The sequence below is a fragment of the Streptomyces sp. NPDC102514 genome, assembly GCF_055584525.1.
Window position 1 is genome coordinate 74,072 of the sequence record NZ_JBVJLW010000007.1, and the last position, 15,838, is coordinate 89,909.

At 69.8% G+C, this 15,838-nt stretch carries 14 protein-coding genes; 1 reads left to right on the forward strand and 13 read right to left on the reverse strand.

All coding sequences use genetic code 11. From position 1 onward, the window contains the following. Positions 1-23: 23 nt before the first annotated feature. A complete protein-coding gene (locus ACZ60E_RS19235; RefSeq protein WP_469441890.1) occupies positions 24-1,166 on the forward strand; it encodes a hypothetical protein in 1,143 nt (380 codons plus the stop codon). 108 nt (positions 1,167-1,274) lie between these two features. Here the strand turns inward: ACZ60E_RS19235 and metK are convergent, their stop codons facing one another. The 13 genes from metK to pyrR form a co-directional block, all read right to left on the reverse strand. Further along, positions 1,275-2,483 (reverse strand): methionine adenosyltransferase, encoded by a 1,209-nt coding sequence (gene metK, locus ACZ60E_RS19240; RefSeq protein WP_107019661.1) that lies wholly within the window; start codon positions 2,481-2,483, stop codon positions 1,275-1,277. A 259-nt stretch (positions 2,484-2,742) separates the two neighbouring features. After that, complete coding sequence (coaBC, locus tag ACZ60E_RS19245; protein WP_469441892.1) at positions 2,743-3,945, reverse strand: bifunctional phosphopantothenoylcysteine decarboxylase/phosphopantothenate--cysteine ligase CoaBC; 1,203 nt, start codon at positions 3,943-3,945, stop codon at positions 2,743-2,745. Between the two features lie 106 nt (positions 3,946-4,051). Then, positions 4,052-4,324 carry a DNA-directed RNA polymerase subunit omega gene (gene rpoZ, locus ACZ60E_RS19250; protein WP_005319902.1) on the reverse strand — a complete coding sequence of 91 codons (273 nt, stop codon included), beginning with the start codon at positions 4,322-4,324 and terminating at the stop codon, positions 4,052-4,054. Between the two features lie 50 nt (positions 4,325-4,374). Continuing rightward, positions 4,375-4,968: a guanylate kinase gene (gene gmk, locus ACZ60E_RS19255; RefSeq protein WP_384810129.1), complete on the reverse strand. Its 594-nt coding sequence runs from the start codon at positions 4,966-4,968 to the stop codon at positions 4,375-4,377. A gap of 38 nt (positions 4,969-5,006) precedes the next feature. Beyond that, a complete protein-coding gene (locus tag ACZ60E_RS19260; RefSeq protein ID WP_005319887.1) occupies positions 5,007-5,330 on the reverse strand; it encodes an integration host factor in 324 nt (107 codons plus the stop codon). A 255-nt stretch (positions 5,331-5,585) separates the two neighbouring features. Continuing rightward, entirely contained in the window at positions 5,586-6,455 is an 870-nt protein-coding gene (gene pyrF, locus ACZ60E_RS19265) for an orotidine-5'-phosphate decarboxylase (protein ID WP_384810132.1), read from the reverse strand. Beyond that, complete coding sequence (locus ACZ60E_RS19270) at positions 6,452-7,567, reverse strand: quinone-dependent dihydroorotate dehydrogenase (RefSeq protein WP_469441896.1); 1,116 nt, start codon at positions 7,565-7,567, stop codon at positions 6,452-6,454. The genes pyrF and ACZ60E_RS19270 overlap by 4 nt, the downstream gene beginning before the upstream one ends. A 152-nt stretch (positions 7,568-7,719) precedes the next feature. Continuing rightward, positions 7,720-11,028: a carbamoyl-phosphate synthase large subunit gene (gene carB, locus ACZ60E_RS19275; RefSeq protein ID WP_469441898.1), complete on the reverse strand. Its 3,309-nt coding sequence runs from the start codon at positions 11,026-11,028 to the stop codon at positions 7,720-7,722. Beyond that, positions 11,021-12,193: a glutamine-hydrolyzing carbamoyl-phosphate synthase small subunit gene (gene carA, locus ACZ60E_RS19280; protein ID WP_453794887.1), complete on the reverse strand. Its 1,173-nt coding sequence runs from the start codon at positions 12,191-12,193 to the stop codon at positions 11,021-11,023. The genes carB and carA overlap by 8 nt, the downstream gene beginning before the upstream one ends. Beyond that, positions 12,190-12,795 carry a PH-like domain-containing protein gene (locus tag ACZ60E_RS19285; RefSeq protein WP_469442270.1) on the reverse strand — a complete coding sequence of 202 codons (606 nt, stop codon included), beginning with the start codon at positions 12,793-12,795 and terminating at the stop codon, positions 12,190-12,192. Before ACZ60E_RS19285 ends, carA begins: the two co-directional genes overlap by 4 nt. Positions 12,796-12,821: 26 nt before the next feature. Further along, positions 12,822-14,108, reverse strand: a complete 1,287-nt coding sequence (locus ACZ60E_RS19290; protein WP_469441901.1) for a dihydroorotase — start codon at positions 14,106-14,108, stop codon at positions 12,822-12,824. 5 nt (positions 14,109-14,113) lie between these two features. Further along, the gene (locus ACZ60E_RS19295) at positions 14,114-15,091 is read right to left on the reverse strand and encodes an aspartate carbamoyltransferase catalytic subunit (RefSeq protein WP_384810142.1); all 978 of its coding nucleotides are present in this window, start codon (positions 15,089-15,091) and stop codon (positions 14,114-14,116) included. A 137-nt stretch (positions 15,092-15,228) separates the two neighbouring features. Beyond that, positions 15,229-15,819, reverse strand: coding sequence for a bifunctional pyr operon transcriptional regulator/uracil phosphoribosyltransferase PyrR (pyrR, locus tag ACZ60E_RS19300; protein WP_210891820.1), 591 nt, complete (start codon positions 15,817-15,819; stop codon positions 15,229-15,231). Positions 15,820-15,838 lie beyond the last annotated feature (19 nt).

A 15,838-nucleotide genomic window follows, 5' to 3' on the forward strand; every position in this document is an offset into this window, starting at 1 on the left:
ATCATGAGCCGCCGGGAGCCGTCATGAGTTCTGGTCGCAAGGCGATGACACTCTTCGTCACCGTCATTCTGGGGCTGGTCCTCGTCATCCTCGGACTGTGCACCGACTGGCCGTTGTGGGCCTGGCCCACGGCTGCCGCGCTTCTGCTGGTCATCGCGCTGGTGACGCACAGAATGCTCACTCCGAAGCGGGAGGCCTTCCCACGCGAGTTCGGGCCGGACCCCGACCTCCAGTTCCCGGAGCCGCAGCGCCAGGAGCAGCGCATCACGCATGTCGCCCTGCCGAGTTCCGTCGCGGACTACGACTTCTCCTTCTCCGCCACCGTGCGATGGCTGGTACTGGACGCGGCGGACGACGCCCCGTACATCAACCCCGCGGGCCTGGCCGTCGAAGCGGTGCTCCAGCGCGCACGCGTGCTGACCGCCCAGCAGCCGCCCGACCGGAGCGCCTTCGTACAGCACCAGCTCGACGGCGTGCTGGGCATCATGCGCCCGGACGCCAGTGGTCGCATCACGGCGATGGCCCAGGACGTCTCGCTCAGCCTCCCCGAACTCGACCGGGAACGGCTCGTCAAGCTCTCCAATGTCCGCAAGGACGAGGACGTCTGGGAGCACGAACGCAACTACGAGCGGAGCAAGCGGGCCTATCTGGGCGACGACGTGCTCAAGGACCCGGGTACGGCCGTGGTGTGGTGGCTCTCCCGGAACGACCAGCAGGTCGAGGGAGCCGTCGACCGCATCGGGCTGCTCGCCCAGCTGTCGGCCGCGGCGAACAACGAGAACGTGGCGCCGGTCTTCGAGCATCTGGTGTCTCCGCCCGTCGCACCGTACGCCGAGGCCGACGGCGACCGGAACGCGCCGCCCGGATGGCAGTGGACGCCCGGCTCGGGCACCCCTGCGTCGAGCAACGGAGCGGCGCCGGACGCGACCTCCGGCTCCTTCGATTCGCTCGACTCGTTCCTGACGTGGTTCGGCTTCGCGCCTGCCGATCCGGATCTGGACCTCTTCGCCGAACGGCTCATGAATCTGGCCCGCGCACATGACAAGTCGGATGTCGTCGACGAACTCAGGCGTCGCTTCGGCCCGGCGCAACCGCCCGAGGACGACGAGGAGGCCGGTGACACCCCGCCCGTCCCTGAGGAACCACCGGCCGAGCCGGAGCCCTGAAACGCCGAGACCCGGCCCCCCTCAGGCGGGAAGGCCGGGTCTCGGTGCAAGCCGTGCGGCGGAGGAGTTGGGCCTCCGCCGTGTGCGCGTGAGCGCGGAGGCGGGAGGTCAGAGGCCTGCCGCCTTGCGCAGGGCGTCCACGCGGTCCGTCTTCTCCCAGGTGAACTCCGGCAGCGCGCGCCCGAAGTGGCCGTACGCGGCGGTCTTGGAGTAGATCGGCCGCAGCAGGTCGAGGTCGCGGATGATCGCGGCCGGGCGCAGGTCGAAGACCTCGGAGATGGCCGTCTCGATCTTCTCCGCGTCGACCTTGGCGGTGCCGAAGGTCTCGACGAAGAGGCCGACGGGCTCGGCCTTGCCGATCGCGTAGGCGACCTGGACCTCGCAGCGGGAGGCGAGGCCCGCCGCGACGACGTTCTTGGCGACCCACCGCATGGCGTACGCGGCGGAGCGGTCGACCTTGGACGGGTCCTTGCCGGAGAACGCGCCGCCACCGTGGCGGGCCATACCGCCGTAGGTGTCGATGATGATCTTGCGGCCGGTCAGACCGGCGTCGCCCATCGGGCCGCCGATCTCGAAGCGGCCGGTCGGGTTGACCAGGAGGCGGTAGCCCTCGGTCTCCAGCTTGATGCCGTCGTCCAGGAGCGCCTTCAGCTCGGGCTCCACCACGAACTCGCGGATGTCGGGCGCGAGCAGCGAGTCCAGGTCGATGTCCGACGCGTGCTGCGAGGAGACGACGACGGTGTCCAGCCGGACCGCCTTGTCGCCGTCGTACTCGATGGTGACCTGGGTCTTGCCGTCGGGGCGCAGGTACGGGATCGTGCCGTTCTTGCGGACCTCGGAGAGGCGGCGCGCGAGGCGGTGCGCGAGGTGGATCGGGAGCGGCATCAGCTCCGGGGTCTCGTCCGTCGCGTAGCCGAACATCAGGCCCTGGTCGCCGGCGCCCTGCTTGTCCAGCTCGTCCTCATCGCCCTCGACCCGCTTCTCGTACGCGGTGTCGACGCCCTGCGCGATGTCCGGGGACTGAGAGCCGATCGACACGGACACGCCACAGGACGCGCCGTCGAAGCCCTTCTTCGAGGAGTCGTAGCCGATTTCGAGGATCTTGTCGCGCACGAGCTGCGCGATCGGCGCGTAGGCCTTGGTCGTGACCTCGCCGGCCACGTGTACGAGGCCGGTCGTGATGAGCGTCTCGACGGCGACCCGGGAGGACGGGTCCTCACGCAGAAGCGCATCGAGGATGGTGTCGCTGATCTGGTCAGCGATCTTGTCGGGGTGACCCTCGGTCACGGACTCCGAGGTGAACAGGCGACGGGACACAACGCTCCCTGTGGTTGCAGCGGCTGCTGGCTGATCATTGGCGGACGGCCGGGAGCTGCGCCCGGCGTCGTCCGAGAACAGTTTATCGGTCGCGCTCCGTCGCGGGGCTACTGTCTCGCCTCTCGGAAGCGCTGTGACCTGCGGCACGGGCATTCTGCGACACGAATTACCGTCTCCGCCAGGTTCCCACACCCTTGTGCGCCGGTGAAAAGTGGTGTCCGCGTGCGACGGGTGGGGTGTCCTGAAGTTGTTGGGGCGTTCACACGAGTCGGCGCGCCACGAGGTCCCACACAGTCTCGGCCAGTGCTTCCTTGGGCCCGTGGGGCACAGGGGTCTCGCTTCCGTCGTCGCCCAGCACGACCGCCTCGTTCTCCTCGGAGCCGAAGGTCTTGCGCTCGCCCACCTCGTTGACGACGAGGAGGTCGCAGCCCTTGCGCAGGAGCTTCGCCCGGCCGTTGGCCAGCACGTCGTCCGTCTCGGCGGCGAAACCGACGACGACCTGACCGGGGCGGGCGCGGTCCGCGGAGATCTCCGCGAGGATGTCCGGATTTCGAACGAGAACGATCGGTTCCGGTTCCTGGCCGTCCTTCTTCTTGATTTTTCCCGACGCGTATGCAGCGGGCCGGAAGTCCGCCACCGCCGCCGCCATGACCACGGTGTCGGCGTCCGGGGCGGCCTTGAGTACGGCCTCGCGGAGCTGCACGGCCGTCCCGACCTGGATGACGTCGACGCCCGCCGGGTCCGGCATCGCGGTGTTCGCGGCGATCAGGGTGACGCGGGCGCCCCGGGCGGCGGCGGTGCGCGCGAGGGCGTACCCCTGCTTTCCGGAGGACCGGTTGCCGAGGAAGCGGACCGGGTCGAGCGGTTCGCGCGTGCCGCCCGCGCTGACGAGGACGTGCCGGCCGGCGAGATCCGGTTCGGCCGCTCCCCGCGCGAGCACGCGGCGGCAGACCTCGAAGATCTCGGTGGGGTCGGGCAGCCGTCCCTTGCCGGTGTCGACGCCGGTCAGCCGGCCCACGGCGGGTTCGATGACGACGGCGCCCCGGCGGCGCAGGGTCGCGACGTTCTCCTGGGTGGCCGGGTGTTCCCACATCTCGGTGTGCATGGCGGGCGCGAAGACGACCGGACAGCGGGCGGTGAGCAGGGTGTTCGTGAGGAGGTCGTCGGCCAGGCCGTGGGCGGCCTTCGCCAGCAGGTCCGCGGTGGCGGGGGCGACGACCACGAGGTCGGCCCCCTGGCCGATCCGCACGTGCGGGACCTCGTGCACGTCGGACCAGACCTCGGTCGAGACGGGGTGTCCGGACAGGGCGGACCAGGTCGCGGCGCCGACGAAGTGCAGCGCGGACTCGGTCGGCACGACGCGCACGTCGTGTCCCGACTCGGTCAGTCGGCGCAGCAGCTCGCACGCCTTGTAGGCGGCGATGCCACCGCTGACCCCCAGCACGACCTTCGGCTTGTCCACGTCTCTCCCCGGACCTCGGAAAACGTACGTACGCCCCCATCACACACCACAGGCCCGGCAGGGGCGCTGCCGGGCCTGTGGATAAACGAACTGCAAGCAGAAAATACTACTGAGCCGGGCCCTCGATGGCTTCCGACGTCAGCAGACCCGCGTTGATCTCCCGGAGGGCGATCGACAGCGGCTTCTCGTGGACGTGGGTGTCCACAAGGGGACCGACGTACTCAAGGAGGCCCTCGCCGAGCTGCGAGTAGTACGCGTTGATCTGGCGGGCACGCTTGGCCGCGTAGATCACCAGGCTGTACTTCGAGTCGGTTGCCTCAAGAAGCTCGTCGATCGGAGGGTTGATGATGCCCTCGGGCGCGGTGATGGAAGAGGACACGCTCTGCCTTCCGAAAGGTGGAAATCGACCTTAAAGGTGATCCTGAAAGATCAAACAACTTCCATCAAGGCTAGCAGCTCGCGAGCCACGTCCTCGACGGAGGTGTTGACCAGGGTGGTGTCAAACTCCGGCTCGGCCGCCAGCTCGATCTTGGCGGCGCCCAGCCGACGCTCGATCACCTCGGGCGGCTCGGTGCCCCGCCCGGTGAGCCGGCGCACCAGCTCCTCCCAGGAAGGAGGGGCCAGGAACACCAGCAGGGCGTCGGACATGGACTCGCGGACCTGCCGGGCACCCTGGAGATCGATCTCCAGAAGGACCGACTCGCCCGACTCCAGCCGTGCCAGCACGGCATCGCGCGGCGTCCCGTAGCGGTTGCCCGCGAACTCCGCCCATTCGAGAAGCTCGCCGTTGGCGATCAGCTTGTCCATCTCCTCGTCACTGACGAAGAAGTAGTGGACACCGTGCTTCTCGCCGGGGCGCGGCCTGCGGGTCGTCGCCGACACCGAGAGCCAGACCTCGGGATGTTCTTTGCGCATATGAGCGACGACCGTGCTCTTGCCGACCCCTGAGGGGCCGGAGAGCACGGTCAGCCGCGGACCTACGTCCGGGGATACGGGGGTCGTCCCCCGGGGTGTTGCAGCCATGCGGTGATTATCCAGGTTCCCAGGGGTGCCTGAGAACGTCAGGCCGCACCGCCGCCGAACTCGCGCTCCAAGGAGGCGATCTGATTGGAGCCAAGACCTCGCACACGGCGGCTCTCGGAGATCCCGAGCCGTTCCATGATCTGCTTGGCGCGGACCTTGCCCACGCCCGGCAGGGACTCCAGGAGAGCGGAGACCTTCATCTTTCCGATGACGTCGTTCTCCTGACCCTGCTTGATGACCTCGTGGAGCGAGGCGCCGGAGTGCTTGAGTCGATTCTTGACCTCGGCCCGCTCCCGGCGAGCCGCGGCGGCCTTTTCGAGCGCGGCTGCGCGCTGTTCAGGGGTAAGGGGCGGAAGAGCCACGCCTACGTCACCTCGGATGTCGAACTGTCGGATACGGACCGGTGAGGAAGCTGGTCGCCCCACACCTGGCGAGCAACGGACAACACTTCTGCCCGTTGACTCTGGTCGGAGACTAGCGGGCAAGTCCGCCGGAGTCAGCGAGAACAGAGGAAAAGTCCTGGTCAGCCTCTGTCGAGTCCGACATTTACGACAAAACTCCCCGGATTTGAGCATGTATTCAGACGCGGGACGTCCGGAAGACGCGCGCCGAAGTCCTCAGGCCGCCTCCACCGCCGCCCTGATCTCCTCCGCGAAGAGGTCCGACGACGCGCGTAGCGCGCCGAGGTCGGGTCCGTGACGCAGAACACCCCGGCTGACGTTCGGCACCACCTGGCGCACCGCCGCTCCGAAGACCCGGGGAAGGTCGGCCGGGGTCGCGCCCTGGGCGCCGATGCCGGGAGCGAGGAGCGGGCCGTTGATGGCGAGGTCGTACGAGGAGAGATCACCGAGCGTGGCGCCGACGACCGCCCCGAAGGAGCCCATCGGGGTCTGTCCCGCGTTCTCCTCGGCGAGGTGCGCCAGCATGGTCGCGCCCACGTTCCGCAGGGCCGTGTCCTCCGGGCGCACCGCGTGCTGCACCTCGGCGCCCTCCGGGTTGGAGGTCAGCGCGAGCACGAACAGCCCCGAGCCGCTCTCCCTGGCGAGTTCGACCGCCGGCTTCAGCGATCCGTAGCCGAGGTACGGCGAGACCGTCAGCGCGTCGGAGAACAGCGGTGAGCCCTTCTCCAGGAAGGCGGAGGCGTACGCCGCCATGGTCGAGCCGATGTCACCGCGCTTGGCGTCCATGACGACCAGCGCCCCGGCCGCGCGCGCCTCCTCGACCGACTTCTCCAGGACGGCGACACCGCGCGACCCGAAACGCTCGAAGAACGCGCTCTGCGGCTTCAGTACGGCGACCCGGTCGGCCAGCGCCTCGACGACGGTGCGGCTGAAGCGCTCCAGGCCCCCGATGTCGTCGTTCAGGCCCCAGTCGGCGAGCAGGGAGGCGTGCGGGTCGATCCCGACGCACAGGGGGCCCCGCTCGTCCATGGCGCGGCGCAGACGGGCGCCGAAGGACTCCGGACCCTCACCGTTCAGCAGGCTCATACCGTGCTCCTCGTGTTCCTCACGTCGGCGCCGACCGCGTCGGCGAGGGTGGCGTACGGGCTCGTACGCAGGCGGGCGGCGAGGCCCTTGTGGATGCCGCGTCCCCAGAAGGGGCCCTCGTAGACGAAGGCGCTGTAGCCCTGGACCAGCGTGGCGCCGGCCAGGATGCGCTGCCAGGCGTCCTCGGCGTTCTCGACGCCACCGACGCCCACGAGGGTGATCCGGTCCCCCACGCGCGCGTAGAGGCGGCGCAGCACCTCCAGGGAGCGTGCCTTGAGCGGTGCGCCGGACAGGCCGCCGGTCTCCGCGACGAGGGAGGCGTCGGACGCCAGCCCCAGCTCCTCGCGCGCGATGGTGGTGTTCGTGGCGATGATCCCGTCCAGGCCCAGCTCGACCGCGAGGTCGGCGACGGCGTCCATGTCCTCGTCGGCGAGGTCCGGCGCGATCTTCACGAGCAGGGGCACCCGGCGCGCGGTGACGGTCCGGTCCGCGGCCTCGCGCACGGCGGTGAGCAGGGGCCGCAGCGACTCGGTCGCCTGGAGGTTGCGCAGTCCGGGCGTGTTCGGGGAGCTGACGTTGACCACGAGGTAGTCGGCGTACGGGGCCAGCCGCTCGGCGGACTTCACGTAGTCGGCGGCGGCCTCATCCTCGGGGACGACCTTGGTCTTGCCGATGTTGACGCCCACGACGGTCCTGAAGACGGGCGTACGGGCCCTCAGGCGCTCCGCCACGGCCTCGGAGCCCTCGTTGTTGAATCCCATGCGGTTGATCAGCGCGCGGTCCGGCACGAGGCGGAACAGCCGCTTCCTGGGGTTGCCGGTCTGCGCCTCCCCCGTGACCGTGCCGATCTCGACGTGGTCGAAGCCGAGCATCGACAGGCCGTCGATCGCGACCGCGTTCTTGTCGAAGCCGGCCGCGAGCCCGAACGGGCCGTGCATCCGGAGCCCGAACGCCTCGGTCCGCAGCTCCTTGTACCGGGGCGCGAGCACGGCGGCGACGAAGGTCCGCAGGACGGGGACGCGGACGGCCAGCCGGATCCAGCGGAAGGCGAGGTGATGGGCCTGCTCGGGGTCCATGCGCTGGAAAGCGAGCCGGAAGAAGAGCTTGTACATGGTCGGTTTCCTCATCAAGAACCTCATGAATGAGGGGGACACCTTCCTCGGTGTCCCCCTCAAGGTGGGCCAGAGCCCCCGAAGGGGCGCGGGGAACTGCGCGACCAGCCACGACGGACCCGCAGACTAGACACCCGCGGCAAGCACGACGCTCAGTCGCGGGCAGCGGTCAGGTGCTCCGCATGCTCCTGCAGCGACCGCACACCCACGTCTCCGCGGGTGAGCGCGTCGATGCCCTGGACGGCCGCGGCGAGCGCCTGGACGGTCGTCAGGCAGGGCACGGAACGGGCCACGGCGGCCGTACGGATGTCGTAGCCGTCGAGGCGGCCACTGGTGCCGTACGGCGTGTTGACGATGAGGTCGACGCCGCCCTCGTGGATGAGCTGGACGATCGTCTTCTCGCCGTTCGGACCCTCGCCCTCGGACTGCTTGCGCACGATCGTGGCGTTGATGCCGTTGCGCTTGAGCACCTCGGCCGTGCCGGACGTGGCGAACAGCTCGAAGCCGTGGGCGACGAGTTCACGGGCCGGGAAGATCATCGAGCGCTTGTCGCGGTTGGCGACGGAGATGAAGGCGCGCCCCTTGGTGGGCAGCGGCCCGTACGCGCCCGCCTGGGACTTCGCGTACGCCGTGCCGAACATCGAGTCGATGCCCATGACCTCGCCGGTGGAGCGCATCTCCGGGCCGAGGATGGTGTCGACACCGCGGCCGTGGATGTCGCGGAAGCGCGACCACGGCATGACGGCCTCCTTGACGGAGATCGGCGCGTCCAGCGGCAGCTCGCCGCCGTCGCCGACGGACGGCAGCAGCCCCTCGGCGCGCAATTCGGCGACGGTCGCGCCCAGCGAGATCCGGGCGGCGGCCTTGGCGAGCGGCACCGCGGTCGCCTTCGAGGTGAAGGGGACCGTGCGCGAGGCACGCGGGTTGGCTTCGAGGACGTACAGGATGTCCCCGGCCAGTGCGAACTGGATGTTGATCAGTCCGCGGACGCCGACTCCCTTGGCGATGGCCTCGGTCGAGGCGCGCAGCCGCTTGATGTCGAAGCCGCCGAGCGTGATCGGGGGCAGGGCGCACGCCGAGTCGCCGGAGTGGATACCGGCCTCCTCGATGTGCTCCATGACGCCGCCGAGGTACAGCTCGTGGCCGTCGTACAGGGCGTCCACGTCGATCTCGATCGCGTCGTCCAGGAAGCGGTCGACCAGGACCGGCCGGGAGGGGCTGATCTCGGTGGACTCCTCGATGTACGAGGCCAGCCGCGTCTCGTCGTACACGATCTCCATGCCGCGTCCGCCGAGGACGTACGACGGCCGGACGAGGACGGGGTAGCCGATCTCGTCCGCGATGGCCTTGGCGCCGGCGAAGGTGGTGGCGGTGCCGTGCTTCGGCGCGGGCAGTCCGGCCTCCGCGAGCACCTGGCCGAAGGCGCCGCGGTCCTCGGCGGCGTGGATGGCCTCGGGCGGGGTGCCGACGACCGGGACGCCATTGTCCTTGAGCGCCTGCGACAGGCCCAGCGGGGTCTGGCCGCCGAGCTGGACGATCACTCCCGCGACCGGTCCGGCCAGCGTCTCCGCGTGGACGATCTCCAGTACGTCCTCCAGGGTGAGCGGCTCGAAGTACAGCCGGTCGGAGGTGTCGTAGTCCGTGGAGACGGTCTCGGGGTTGCAGTTGACCATCACGGTCTCGTAGCCCGCGTCGCTCAGCGCGAAGGAGGCGTGGACGCAGGAGTAGTCGAACTCGATGCCCTGGCCGATGCGGTTCGGACCGGAGCCGAGGATGATCACCGCGGGCTTCTCGCGCGGGGCGACTTCGGTCTCCTCGTCGTACGAGGAGTAGAAGTACGGCGTCTTGGCGGCGAACTCGGCGGCGCAGGTGTCGACCGTCTTGTAGACCGGGCGCACGCCGAGCGCGTGGCGCACCTCGCGCACCACGTCCTCGCGCAGCCCGCGGATCTCGCCGATCTGGACGTCGGAGAAGCCGTGCCGCTTGGCCTCGGCGAGGAGCTCGGGCTCCAGCTTGTCGGCGGCGGCCAGCTCGTCCGCGATCTCCTTGATCAGGAACAGCTGGTCGACGAACCAGGGGTCGATCCGGGTCGCGTCGAAGACCTCCTCGGGCGTGGCGCCCGCGCGGATGGCCTGCATGACGGAGTTGATGCGCCCGTCGGTCGGCCGGATCGCCTCTTCCAGAAGAAGGGCCTTGTCGCCGGGCTCGCCGACGAACGTGAACTGGCTGCCCTTCTTCTCCAGCGAGCGCAGCGCCTTCTGGAGCGCCTCGGTGAAGTTGCGGCCGATCGCCATGGCCTCGCCGACCGACTTCATGGTCGTGGTCAGCGTGGAGTCGGCGGAGGGGAACTTCTCGAAGGCGAACCGGGGTGCCTTGACGACCACGTAGTCGAGGGTCGGCTCGAAGGACGCCGGGGTCTTCTCCGTGATGTCGTTCGGGATCTCGTCGAGCGTGTAGCCGACGGCCAGCTTGGCGGCGATCTTGGCGATCGGGAAGCCGGTGGCCTTCGACGCGAGGGCCGAGGAGCGCGAGACGCGGGGGTTCATCTCGATGACGATGATGCGGCCGTCGTCGGGGTTGACCGCGAACTGGATGTTGCAGCCGCCGGTGTCGACGCCGACCTCGCGGATGATCGCGATGCCGATGTCGCGCAGCCGCTGGTACTCGCGGTCGGTCAGCGTCATCGAGGGCGCGACGGTGATCGAGTCGCCGGTGTGGACGCCCATCGGGTCGAAGTTCTCGATGGAGCAGACGACCACGACGTTGTCGTTCTTGTCGCGCATCAGCTCCAGCTCGTACTCCTTCCAGCCGAGGATGGACTCCTCCAGGAGCACCTCGGTGGTCGGGGAGAGCATGAGGCCCTGGCCGGCGATGCGGCGCAGCTCCTCCTCGTCGTGCGCGAAGCCGGAGCCGGCGCCGCCCATGGTGAAGGAGGGGCGCACGACGACGGGGTAGCCGCCGAGCGTGTCGACACCGCCCAGGACGTCGTCCATGGTGTGGCAGATGACCGAGCGGGCGGACTCGCCGTGGCCGATCTTCGCGCGGACGGCCTCGACGACGCCCTTGAAGAGGTCGCGGTCCTCGCCCTTGTTGATGGCCTCGACGTTGGCGCCGATCAGTTCGACGCCGTACTTCTCCAGCACACCCTGCTCGTGCATGGAGATCGCGGTGTTGAGTGCGGTCTGGCCGCCGAGTGTCGGCAGGAGCGTGTCGGGGCGCTCCTTGGCGATGATCTTCTCGACGAACTCCGGGGTGATCGGCTCGACGTACGTGGCGTCGGCGATCTCCGGGTCGGTCATGATCGTCGCGGGGTTGGAGTTGACCAGGATCACCCGCAGGCCCTCGGCCTTGAGGACGCGGCAGGCCTGGGTGCCGGAGTAGTCGAACTCGGCGGCCTGGCCGATGACGATCGGGCCGGAGCCGATGACCAGGACGGACTGGATATCGGAGCGCTTAGGCACGCTGGCCCTCCATCGAAGCTGTGTTCATCAAAGACGTGAAGCGGTCGAACAGGTAGGCGGCGTCGTGGGGACCCGCGGCCGCCTCGGGGTGGTACTGGACGCTGAACGCGGGCTGGTCGAGCAGCTGGAGCCCCTCGACGACCTGGTCGTTCAGACAGACGTGGCTGACCTCGGCCCGCCCGAAGGGGGTCTCGGAGACCCTGTCGAGCGGCGCGTCGACGGCGAAGCCGTGGTTGTGCGCGGTGACCTCGACCTTGCCGGTCGTACGGTCCTGCACGGGCTGGTTGATGCCCCGGTGGCCGTACTTCAGCTTGTAGGTGCCGAAGCCGAGGGCGCGGCCGAGGATCTGGTTGCCGAAGCAGATGCCGAACAGGGGCGTCTTGCGCTCCAGCACGGCGCGCATGAGGGCGACGGGGTGCTCGGCCTGCTCCGGGTCGCCGGGGCCGTTCGAGAAGAACACGCCGTCGGGGGCGACCGCGTAGATCTCCTCGACGGTCGCGGTGGCGGGCAGCACGTGCACCTCGATGCCGCGCTCGGCCATGCGGTGCGGGGTCATGCCCTTGATGCCGAGGTCCACGGCGGCGACGGTGAACTTCTTCTCACCGACGGCGGGGACGACGTACGTCTCCTTGGTGGCGACCTCCTCGTAGAGGCTGGCGCCCTTCATCTCGGGGGCCTGGCGCACCTCGGTGAGCATGGTGCCCTCGTCGGGCAGCGCGCTGCCGGAGAAGATGCCGACGCGCATGGCGCCGCGCTCGCGCAGATGGCGGGTGAGCGCGCGGGTGTCGATGCCGCTGATGCCCACGACGCCCTGCGCGGCGAGCTCCGCGTCCAGCGAGCGCCGGGAGCGCCAGTTGGAGGGCACGCGCGCGGGGTCGCGTACGACGTAGCCCGCGACCCAGATCCGCTCGGACTCGGGGTCGTCGTCGTTCACGCCGGTGTTCCCGACGTGCGGGGAGGTCATCACGACGACCTGGCGGTGGTACGACGGGTCGGTGAGGGTCTCCTGGTAGCCGGTCATGCCGGTGGAGAACACCGCTTCGCCGAAGGTCACCCCCACGGCCCCGTAGGCACGGCCGCGGAAGGTCCGGCCGTCCTCCAGAACGAGTACGGCGGGAGCCGCCTTGTGCCGCTGCGAGGCGGTTCCCTGGTCGGAGGTGGTCATCGTGCGCCTTCCGTGTCGCTGCTCTGGTCGATGTCGCTGCTCTGGTCGGTCATGTGGTTCAGGGTGTCGACCCATTCGTTGTGCTCCGCCGCGTGGTCGGAGCGGAATCCTGAGTCGATCAGCTTGTCGCCGTGCTCCCAGGTGACGACCAGCAGGCCGCCCTCGGAGAGGACCTTGCCCGCGATGCCCTTGTCGAGCCGGGCCTCGCTCAGTCGCTCACGGGGGACGAAGAAGTCGGCCGCCCCGGGGCGTACGACGTCGAGACCCGCGTCCGTCAGCGTCAGCTCGACCCTGCTGCGGGTGCCCAGGCCGTGCGCCACGATGCGGTCGAGCCACTGCCCGGCCGTCGTCGAGCCGTGGTAGCGACCGCTCATGGTCAGTCTGGCCGCACCGGGCTCACTCGGCACGACGGGCAGCTCGGGCAGGTCGCCCTGGAGGGTGCCGCGCCATTTCCAGCCCTCGCGCATCAGCCAGTAGACGAGCGCGATGAACAGGACCAGGCCGACGAGCCAGCCGATGCGGGCGGCCCAGTCGGTCACCTCGGCGGACTTCTGCTCCGCCGCGAGGCCGACGGCGCGGCCCGTGGTGAGTTCCGTGGCGATCTGCGCTGCAAAGGGGGTGAGTGATGTCACGCGAGCTTCCCGTCGACGAGCGTGGCCCTGCCCCGCAGCCACGTGTGCGTGACACGGCCCGGCAGCTCACGACCCTCGTACGGAGTGTTGCGGCTGCGCGATGCGAAGCCCGCGGGGTCCACCTCACCACGGTATGCGGTGTCCACCAGCGTGAGGTTGGCGGGCTCACCTGCCGAGACGGGACGGCCGTGGCCCTGTGCCCGGCCGATCTCGGCGGGCTTGAGGGACATGCGGTCGGCGACGCCGGCCCAGTCGAGCAGCCCGGTCTCGACCATCGTCTGCTGGACGACCGACAGCGCGGTTTCGAGGCCCACCATGCCCATGGCGGCGGCGGCCCACTCGCAGTCCTTGTCCTCGTGCGGGTGCGGGGCGTGGTCGGTGGCGACGATGTCGATCGTGCCGTCGGCGAGCGCCTCGCGCAGGGCCAGCACGTCGCGCTCGGTGCGCAGCGGCGGGTTGACCTTGTAGACCGGGTTGTAGGAGCGCACCAGCTCATCCGTGAGGAGGAGGTGGTGCGGGGTGACCTCGGCGGTCACGTCGATGCCGCGGGACTTGGCCCAGCGGACGATCTCGACGGAGCCGGCGGTCGACAGGTGGCAGATGTGCACGCGGGAGCCGACGTGCTCGGCGAGCAGGACGTCCCGGGCGATGATCGACTCCTCGGCGACCGCGGGCCAGCCGCCGAGTCCCAGTTCCGCGGAGACGACGCCCTCGTTCATCTGGGCGCCCTCGGTGAGGCGGGGCTCCTGGGCGTGCTGGGCGACGACACCGCCGAAGGCCTTCACGTACTCCAGGGCCCGGCGCATGATCACGGCGTCGTCGACGCACTTGCCGTCGTCCGAGAAGACGGTGACTCCGGCGGCGGACTCGTGCATGGCGCCCAGTTCGGCGAGCTTCTTGCCCTCCAGGCCGACGGTGACGGCCCCGATGGGCTGCACGTCGCAGTAGCCGTGTTCGCGGCCGAGCCGGTAGACCTGCTCGACGACTCCGGCGGTGTCGGCGACCGGGAAGGTGTTGGCCATGGCGAACACGGCGGTGTAGCCGCCGCTCGCGGCGGCGCGCGTACCGGTCAGGACCGTCTCGGAGTCCTCACGGCCGGGCTCGCGCAGATGGGTGTGCAGGTCGACGAGCCCCGGCAGGAGCACCCGGCCGCCGGCCTCGACGACCTCGGCGCCCTCCGCCGAGAGACCCGTACCGACCTCGGCGATGGTCTCGCCGTCGATGAGGACGTCCTGCGGCTCGCCGCCGAGCACCTTCGCACCACGGATCAGAATCTTGCTCATGTGACTTACTTCTCCTCGGTACGGGTGTGGGTGGCGGCGGGTTCGTTGCCACCGAGCAGCAGGTACAGGACGGCCATCCGGATCGAGACCCCGTTGGTGACCTGCTCGATGGCGGTGCAGCGCGCCGAGTCGGCGACCTCGGCGGTGATCTCCATGCCGCGGACCATCGGCCCGGGGTGCATCACGATGGCGTGCTCGGGCATCTTCGCCATGCGGTCGCCGTCGAGGCCGTAGCGCCGCGAGTACTCGCGCTCGGTCGGGAAGAACGCCGCGTTCATCCGCTCGCGCTGCACGCGCAGCAGCATCACGGCGTCGGACTTGGACAGCGTCCGGTCCAGGTCGTACGAGACCTCGCAGGGCCAGGACTCGACGCCGACCGGCACCAGGGTGGGCGGGGCGACGAGGGTGACCTCGGCGCCGAGGGTGTGCAGCAGGTCGACGTTCGAGCGGGCGACCCGGCTGTGCAGGATGTCGCCGACGAGCGTGATGCGCCTGCCGGAGAGGTCCTGGCCGAGGCCCTCGTCCCGGCCGACGAGCCGGCGCCGCATGGTGAAGGCGTCGAGCAGGGCCTGGGTGGGGTGCTGGTGGGTGCCGTCGCCCGCGTTGATGACGGCGGCGTCGATCCAGCCGGAGGTCGCGAGGCGGTACGGGGCTCCGGAGGCGCCGTGCCGGATGACGACGGCGTCGACGCCCATCGCCTCCAGGGTCTGGGCGGTGTCCTTCAGGGACTCGCCCTTGGAGACGCTGGAGCCCTTGGCGGTGAAGTTGATGACGTCCGCGGACAGCCGCTTCTCGGCGGCCTCGAAGGAGATCCGGGTGCGGGTGGAGTCCTCGAAGAAGAGGTTGACGACGGTGCGGCCGCGCAGGGTCGGCAGCTTCTTGATCGGCCGGTCGGCGACCCGGGCCATCTCCTCGGCGGTGTCGAGGATCAGGACGGCGTCGTCGCGGGTGAGGTCGGCGGCCGAGATGAGATGACGCTGCATCTTTCAGGCTCCGTAAGGCAGAAGGCACAAGGCGGTTCAGGTCGGGAAGCGGGCGTCCGGAGGTGCCGGTGGGCACGACCGGGACGGGCAGGGGCGCGCGTGGGCCCGGCGCACGGCGACGGCCGTACGCCGCAGAACTACGGCTGCCCGCCCTGGGAGGTCTGCTTCACACCGAGCAGCACGGTGTCCCGACCGTCCTCCTCGGCGAGCTGGACCTTGACCGTCTCCCGCAACGACGTGGGGAGGTTCTTGCCGACGTAGTCGGCGCGGATCGGGAGTTCGCGGTGGCCGCGGTCGACGAGGACCGCGAGCTGCACGGCACGCGGGCGGCCGATGTCGTTCAGCGCGTCGAGGGCGGCGCGGATGGTGCGGCCGGAGAAGAGCACGTCGTCGACGAGGACGACGAGTCTGCCGTCGATGCCGTCACTGGGGATGTCGGTGCGGGCCAGTGCTCGCGGCGGGTGCATGCGCAGGTCGTCGCGGTACATGGTGATGTCGAGGGAGCCGACCGGGATACGGCGGTCGGTGATCTCCTGGAGCTTGACGGCGAGCCGCTGCGCCAGGTGCACGCCCCGGGTCGGAATGCCCAGGAGCACCACGTCCTCGGCGCCCTTGGCGCGCTCGACGATCTCGTGGGCGATACGGGTCAGGACCCGTGCGATGTCGGGGGCCTCGAGAACGGGCCGCGCATCGGACGCGTACTGCTGCTTCTGCTGTTCGGTGTCCATACGAAACGGACCTCCTTCT

Coding starts and splice junctions, on each gene's coding strand:
- pyrR (WP_210891820.1), bottom strand. CDS start 15,819: ATGGACACCGAACAGCAGAAGCAGCAGTACGCGTCCGATGCGCGGCCC.
- gmk (WP_384810129.1), bottom strand. CDS start 4,968: ATGGCTGCAACACCCCGGGGGACGACCCCCGTATCCCCGGACGTAGGT.
- pyrF (WP_384810132.1), bottom strand. CDS start 6,455: ATGAGCCTGCTGAACGGTGAGGGTCCGGAGTCCTTCGGCGCCCGTCTG.
- carA (WP_453794887.1), bottom strand. CDS start 12,193: ATGACCACCTCCGACCAGGGAACCGCCTCGCAGCGGCACAAGGCGGCT.
- ACZ60E_RS19270 (WP_469441896.1), bottom strand. CDS start 7,567: ATGTACAAGCTCTTCTTCCGGCTCGCTTTCCAGCGCATGGACCCCGAG.
- ACZ60E_RS19295 (WP_384810142.1), bottom strand. CDS start 15,091: ATGCAGCGTCATCTCATCTCGGCCGCCGACCTCACCCGCGACGACGCC.
- ACZ60E_RS19290 (WP_469441901.1), bottom strand. CDS start 14,108: ATGAGCAAGATTCTGATCCGTGGTGCGAAGGTGCTCGGCGGCGAGCCG.
- ACZ60E_RS19235 (WP_469441890.1), top strand. CDS start 24: ATGAGTTCTGGTCGCAAGGCGATGACACTCTTCGTCACCGTCATTCTG.